4 protein-coding genes are annotated in these 6,971 nt (G+C 71.3%); 2 read left to right on the forward strand and 2 right to left on the reverse strand.

Features of this window, described 5'->3' with window-relative positions:
- On the reverse strand, positions 1-2,167 hold a 2,167-nt coding region (locus SSOG_RS58800), incomplete at its 3' end, for a pyridoxal phosphate-dependent aminotransferase (protein WP_425385453.1).
- A 225-nt stretch (positions 2,168-2,392) separates the two neighbouring features.
- Positions 2,393-4,708 carry an ATP-binding protein gene (locus tag SSOG_RS43295; protein WP_245606518.1) on the reverse strand — a complete coding sequence of 772 codons (2,316 nt, stop codon included), beginning with the start codon at positions 4,706-4,708 and terminating at the stop codon, positions 2,393-2,395.
- A gap of 374 nt (positions 4,709-5,082) precedes the next feature.
- On the opposite strand from SSOG_RS43295, the gene SSOG_RS57085 reads away from it, so the two are divergent.
- Positions 5,083-5,277 (forward strand): DUF5999 family protein, encoded by a 195-nt coding sequence (locus SSOG_RS57085; RefSeq protein WP_009720665.1) that lies wholly within the window; start codon positions 5,083-5,085, stop codon positions 5,275-5,277.
- A 272-nt stretch (positions 5,278-5,549) separates the two neighbouring features.
- The coding region (locus SSOG_RS43305; protein WP_009720666.1) for an ATP-binding protein at positions 5,550-6,971 on the forward strand (1,422 nt) is incomplete at its 3' end.

A 6,971-nucleotide genomic window follows, 5' to 3' on the forward strand; every position in this document is an offset into this window, starting at 1 on the left:
CCGGGCGCGGGTAGCGCATCAGCGCCGGACCGGAACCGTCCGGGTCCTTGTCGGCATCGGCGGGCCGGGCGGGCGGGGCCGGGGTCGAGGCCCTCAGCTCGGCGGGGTCGTAGTCGATGACCTGGGTCTGCTCCGCCGGGGTCGGCTCCGGCACGGCGTTCTGCTCGGGCCGGAAGAGCGGGATCTGATCGAGCACCGTCTGCTCCGAGGGCGAGGGGCCTTGGGCGTATCCGGCCATCGCGCCCTGCGCCGGGGCCTGCGGCTGGACGATCGGGATCTGACCGGTCTCGGCCTGCGCCATCTGCATCTGCGCGCTCTGCGCCTGCGGGATCTGGGCCTGCGGGACTTGCGCCTGCGGGGTCTGGACCTGCGGGTTCTGGGCCATCTGGAGGTAGGGCGCCTGGCCCTGCGCCGCCTGGGGCTGCGGCGCCTGGGCCTGCTGCATCTGCCCCATCTGGGGCTGCTGCATCGCTGCCTGCTGCATCTGCTGCTGGGCCTGAACCTGGGCCATCTGCTGGGCCATCTGCTGGGCCTGCTGCATCTGCTCGATCTGCTGCATCTGGTCCATCTGCTGCATCGACTGCATCTGCTGCATCGGCTGCTGGGGTATCTGCTGCTGCATCGGCGCCTGGTACAGGGGCGTCTGGACCGGGGGAGTGGCGACGTACGCGGGTGCCAGCTCGGCGGGCGGCTGCGACGCCGACGGCGACTGCGCGGACGACACCGACAGTCCGAACGGGTCGGACTGCCCGTACCCGTCCGAGGCGATGCCCTGCGGCGCGGGCAGGGCGTTCGCCGAGTACAGCTGCTGCTGCGGGGCCTGCTGCGTCTGCTGCATTTGCAGGATCTGCTGCATCTGCTGCGGGGTCTGCTGGGTCGGCGGCTGGGGTTCGGGGGCGACGGGGGCCGCGGCCAGCTGCGGCATCTGCTGGTACTGGTAGTCCAGTTGCTGGGCCGGGCCGGAGTAGAGCGGCGCCTGGAGGTCCCAGCCGCGCTGCTGGTCGTACGCGACCTGGGGGGCGTAGTAGGACGTGCCGTAGAGCACGGTGCTCAGCCCGGTCAGCAGCCGCTGCACATCCGGCTGGGAGCGCACCACGAGCCGCATGAACTGGCTGCTGCTGCCCAGCTTGTTGCCGCATTCGCGCACCAGGACACCGTGCTGGCTGAGGAGCTGGTCCCGCACCCAGGAGCCGTCCGTGCCGCCCGGCAGCTTGACGAAGACGAAGTTGCCCTGGGAGGGGAAGACCGTCATCCCGGGGAGCCCGGCCAGCTGGGTGGTCATCTCCTGCCGGTCACGGCTGAGCATACGCAGGCTCTGCACGTACTCCTGCCGGTACCGCTTGAGCATGAAGACGATGACCTCGGCGAAGGAGTTCAGGTTCCACTTCGGCAGCCGGGAGCGGATCTGCACGGCCAGCGCCGGATTGGCGACGAGATAGCCGAAGCGGACGCCGTGCAGTCCGAAGCTCTTGCCGAGGCTGCGCAGGACGATGACGTTGGGCCGCAGGATCGCCTCGTCCACGACGCTCGGATACGCCTCGGCATCGGCGAACTCCAGGAAGGACTCGTCGATCACCACCAGGTCCAGATCGGACAGCGCGTCCATGAGGCCGATGACGGCCTGGCGCGACAGCAGTCCACCGTCGGGGTTGTTGGGATTGCAGATGACGGCTACCCGGGAGCCCCGGGACCGGACGAATTGGACGAACGCCTGCGGGTCGAGCTGGAATCCGCTCATCTCCGGGAGCTGGAACATGTCGACCCGTTTGCCGGTTTCCATCGGCTGGTCGGTCCACCGGCCGAAGGTGGGAATCGGCACCGCGAGGCTTTCCTTCACCAGCAGATGGTCGATCCAGGTGATCAGCTCGGTCGAACCGTTGCCCATCGCCATGGTCTGCGGCTGTAGGCCCAGCACATCGGCCAGTTCGGCGGTGATGGTGTCCGCGGAACTCGGGTAGTACGTGAGGATCTCCCGCAGCCTGACCGCCATCACGGCGAACATGGCGGGGGTGGGGAAGTACGGATTGCAGGGGATGCAGAAGTCCACAAGCTCCTGTCCGCCACCCGTGATCCCGGCGCGGTTGAGCGCGAAGAAAGACGGGCTGTGGGCGGTGCCACGGAAGAGTTCCATGGCATCACCGGAATTGCCGACTGCGGCAACAGTCACGGCGGGACCTCCTCGGTCGCAAGGGGTCGTGCAATCACGACCGTTGCGGCTCGTCCCTCGAGCCTGACGCATGATCCCAAAAACGTGGGGGACCTGAGGATTTTCGTGGTGTGTGCGCGAAATCGAGGGACAGGGGTGTCCTGATCGAATAAAATTCCGCCTCTCGCTCACGCTGTCGCCCGCTCTTCCGGAGTGTCTTCCGGAGTGGCGGTGGCGGTCGGAGCGTCAAACGGGGTCGTCCGGCGGACGCTCGCCGTCGGTGAGGGCGGCCCGGTCCTGGTGCGCTACCCACACAGCTACCTGAGCACGCGAGGTGAAACCAAGTTTGCTCAAAATGTGCTCAATATGGCCCTCGGCGGTCCGCTGTGCTATCACCAGCGCCGCGGCGATCTCCTTGTTGCTGAGCCCCTGCGCGACCAGCTGGGCGATCTCGGTCTCCCGGGGTGTCAGCGGCGACGGCCGCTCGGGTACCGCCGCCTCCCCGCTGGGCAGTTGGTCCTCCAGAGCGTAGACCAGCGCCTGATCGTAGGGGAGCCGGGCACCCTGCTTGACGGCCGCGTTGTACGCCGGTCTGCCCAACGCCCGGGCCACGTCCGCCTCGCATTCGTCGTGGTAGTGGACCAGGTGTCCGTAGCCGGACAGCGAGGCGCCGATCGACTGCCAGACGGTCCGTACGATGCCCAGCAGCCGGGCCGACCGCCGGTGGTCCCGGTCGGTGGCGGCGATCCAGGCCAGCACCTCCAGGTTGACCCCCACGCCCAGCGGATCGTCGAGCGAGCGGTTGAAGGTCAGGCTGGCCTTCTCCAGGGCGGTCGCGCGGGCGGTGTCGCCCTGGCGCCACACCTCGACGCCGAGCGCCATCATCGTGTACGCCCGGTGCCAGCCCTCGCCGTAGGCGTCGCACACCTCGAGGGACTCCTCGCCCAGTGCGACGGCGCGCGGGGAGTCGCCGATGAAGGAGTGGGCCAGGGAGAGCCGGATGAGGGCCAGCGCGAGCCCGACCGGATCGCCGGTGGCCCGGTGGCGGGACACCGCCTCCTCGTAGAGCGTGATCGCGGACGGGGCGTCGCCCCGGTACATGGCGACCATGCCGGAGTAGAGCGCCGCGTACGCCAGGACCGGGGCCAGGCCGAGCCGTTCGCCGAGGGCCCGGCTCTCCTCCAGCATGGCCGCGGCCGCCTTGGTGTCGGATTGGATGATGGCCAGCCAGCTGTTGGTCCACAGGGCGCGCGCCCGCACCTCGGTCGGCTCCGGGCAGGCGGCGAGCCCCTGGTCCAGCCAGCGCCGCCCCTCGCCGAGGTAGTAGCTGGTGATCCAGTGGTAGAGGAGGTCGGCCGCGATCCCCAGTCCGCAGGCGGTCTCCTCCGGTTCCGCGAAGCTGGACTCCAGGGCGCTGCGCAGATTGGCGTGCTCGAGCTGGAGCCGGGTGAACCACTGCACCTGGGCCGGGCCGAACAGCGCGGCGCGCGCGTCGGCGGCAAGCTGCCGGTAGTAGTCGCGGTGCCGCCGCAGCCGGTCGGGCTCCTCCCCGGCGGCCTCGAGCCGTTCCCGGCCGTACTGGCGCAGCGTGTCCAGCATCCGGTAGCGCACCGTGGTGCCGTGCTCCTCCCGGAGCAGCACCGACTTGTCCACCAGCTCGGTCACCAGGTCCAGGACGTCCTCGCGGTCGATGCCGTCGCCCGAGCAGACCGCCTCGGCCGCCTCCAGGTCCAGGGTTCCGGAGAACACCGAGACCCGGGCCCACAGCAGCCGCTCCCGCTCGGTGCACAGGTCATGGCTCCAGTCGATCAGCGCCCGCAGCGTCTGGTGGCGGGGGAGGACCGACCGGGATCCGGTGGTCAGCAGCCGGAAGCGGTCGTCGAGGCGGTCCAGCAGCTGCTGGACGGAGAGGGCGCGCAGCCGTACGGCCGCCAGCTCGATCCCGAGCGGAATGCCGTCCAGCCGCCGGCACACCCGCTCCACGGCGTCCCGGTTGGCGTCGGTGACGGCGAAGCCCGGCAGGATGGATCCGGCGCGCTCGACGAACAGCCGTACCCCGTCGCACTGGGCCAGCGCCGTGGTGGACAGCCGCGGCCCTCTGGAATCGGGCAGGGCCAGCGCCGGAACGGCGAGGGTCTGCTCACCGGCGGTGCCCAGCGCCTGCCGGCTGGTGGCCAGGATGCGCAGCCGCGGGGCCGCCCGCAGCAGCCGGTCGGCGAGCAGCGCACAGCCGTGGATCAGGTGCTCGCAGTTGTCCAGGACGAGCAGCGCCTGCTTCTCGCGCAGATGGTCCATGAGGACGTCGAGCGGCGGCCGGGCGGACTGGTCCCGGACCTCCAGGGCCTCGGCCACGTTCTGGGCGAGCAGGTCAGGGGTCTCCAGGGCGGCCAGTTCGACCAGCCAGACCCCGTCGGCGAACGCCCGGCGCGCGTCCTCGGCGACCCGCAGCGCCAGCCGGGTCTTGCCGACCCCGCCCACTCCGGTGAGGGTCACCAGCCGGGAGACGGACAGCATCCGCCGGGCCTCGGCCGCCTCGCGCCGACGCCCCACGAAAGTCGTCACCTCGGCCGGCAGCCTGCCTGTCTGCCGCCCGGTCGGGGTGCTTGTCGCCACCGCACCCATTGATGCCTCGCACCGGCCTCGGGCGGGCGAGAGTCCCCCGCTCGGCCCGAACGGTTACTGTCCAGGCTATGCCCGGGGGGCGGCCCCCGCAGCCCGCGCGCAGCCCCTCGTAGCGCCCTCGTGGCTCGCTCGAGGGGGCACCGTCGGCGAGCCGTGGTCGCGGTCGGTGACCGGTCGGGGCCGGGGCGGGGCGCCGGGGGCGGGTCAGGTAGCCATCCGGGGAGATCTCCCCTCGTCGCGGTCCGGTCCGCCGTCCCATCCTGGGAGCTGCGTAAGTGCTCCGCCGAACTCCGGCGGAAGATCGAAGGTTCGCCATGTGCCTCCATCAGCCCCCGTGTCCTCCCGCCGACGCCCCCGACCATGATTCGGCGCGTCTGGTGGCCTCCCACCCCGAGCAGGGCTGGAGCCTGCTCTGCAACGGAGTGGTGATCTTCGCGGACACGGGTGAACTGCTCCCTGACGGGCGCGTCATCCCGGCGCCCCGTGCCTGCCCCGACCAGGCGGGATGAAGCACGACGAAGGGAGAAGCGATAGACGACTCCATGCCTCGTACCCACACAGTGATACGGAACGGCCCGGGGACGGAATGGTGAACGCCCTCACCACACCTTCCGCCTCCGGGCCACTGCGCGTGCATGCACGTCCGTGCGCGCTTCTGCGCATCTCGGTGGGTCTTCACGATCGACGTTGATCGTCAGGATGCTGTTCGTGTAGCCTGATGATCGCGCCGAGTAATTTACTTGTGCGAATTTGACACCATCGGGGGTGCGAGGGGGCCATTGTGCTGGACCGGGCCAACGATTCCGGTTTACCCAGCCCGCTGGTCGGCCGCACCAGTGAGCTGACGGTGCTGACCAGTCACGCGGAGGCCGCCTACGCCGGACGGTCCGGTCTGGTGGTGCTCTCCGGACCTACCGGAATCGGCAAGACCAGTCTGCTGCGCGCCTTCCTCGACAGCGACACCTGCCGCAAGATGACCGTCCTCCACGGCACCTGCGGCCAGCTCGTGGCCGGTTCCGGTTACGGCGGCGTACGCGCTCTCTTCGGCCCGCTCGGGCTGACCGCCGACGACGCACACGACTCCCCGCTGCTCCAGGGCAACGCCCGCCGTGCCCTGCCCGCGCTCGCGCCCCACCCCGGCGACGAGGAACCGCCCTCGCCCGCGACCGCCTACCCCGTGCTCCACGGGCTCTACTGGCTCGCGGTGAACCTCATGACGCAGGGTCCGCTCGTGCTCGTCCTCGACGATGTGCACTGGTGCGACGAACGCTCGCTGCGCTGGATCGACTTCCTCCTCCGGCGCGCCGACCACCTGCCGCTGCTCGTGGTGCTCGCCCAGCGCACCGAGGCGGAGCCGGTCGCGCCCGCCGCGCTGGCCGACATCGTCGCCCAGCCCCGCTCCTCGGCGATCCGGCTCGGCCCGCTGGCCGACGCCGACGTGGCCGAGCTGGCCCGGGAGATCTTCCCGCTCCCCGTCGCGCCGTCCTTCGCCGAGCGCGTGGCCGCCGTCGGTGGCGGCAACCCCCTCACCGTCACCCGGCTGCTGCACGAGCTGCGGGCCAAGGGGGCGCGGCCGGACGACACCGGGATCCACGCGATCGCCGAGGTCGGCCAGTGCGTGGTCGCCCAGTCGGTGCACGCGCTGTTCGAGCGCCAGCCCGGCTGGGTCCGGGACGTGGCCACCGCGATCGCCGTTCTCGGTGGGGCGGCCGATGCCGCTGCGCACATCGGCGGCCTCGCCGCGGTGACCGCCGCCCGCATCGAGGAGGCCGTGACGCTGCTGCGCGGCGCCGAGGTGGTGGCGCCCGACCGCCCCGACCTCGCCCACGACGTGGTGCGCTCGGCCGTGCTCGACGCCGCCGGGGCCGACGCGCTGGCCGGGCTCCGGGCCCGGGCCGCCCAACTGCTCAGCGACATCGGCCGGCCCGCCGAAGAGGTCGCCAACCAGGTGCTGCTGGTGCCCGGCCACCCCCAGCCGTGGATGCGCTGGGTGCTGCGCGAGGCGGCCGCGCAGGCCACGAACCGTGGTGCGCCCGAGGCCGCCGCCCGCTATCTGCGCCGGGTCCTGGAGGCCGAACCCGACAGCGTGTCCGCCCATGTCCAGCTGGCCGGGGCACTCGCGGAGACCCATCCGGTGGAGGCGATCGGGCTCCTGAAGGGCGCCCTCGACCTCACCGCCGAAGTACGGGCCAAGGCGCCGATC

The sequence above is a fragment of the Streptomyces himastatinicus ATCC 53653 genome, from assembly GCF_000158915.1.
GTDB lineage: Bacteria > Actinomycetota > Actinomycetes > Streptomycetales > Streptomycetaceae > Streptomyces > Streptomyces himastatinicus.

Coding starts and splice junctions, on each gene's coding strand:
- SSOG_RS57085 (WP_009720665.1), top strand. CDS start 5,083: ATGTGCCTCCATCAGCCCCCGTGTCCTCCCGCCGACGCCCCCGACCAT.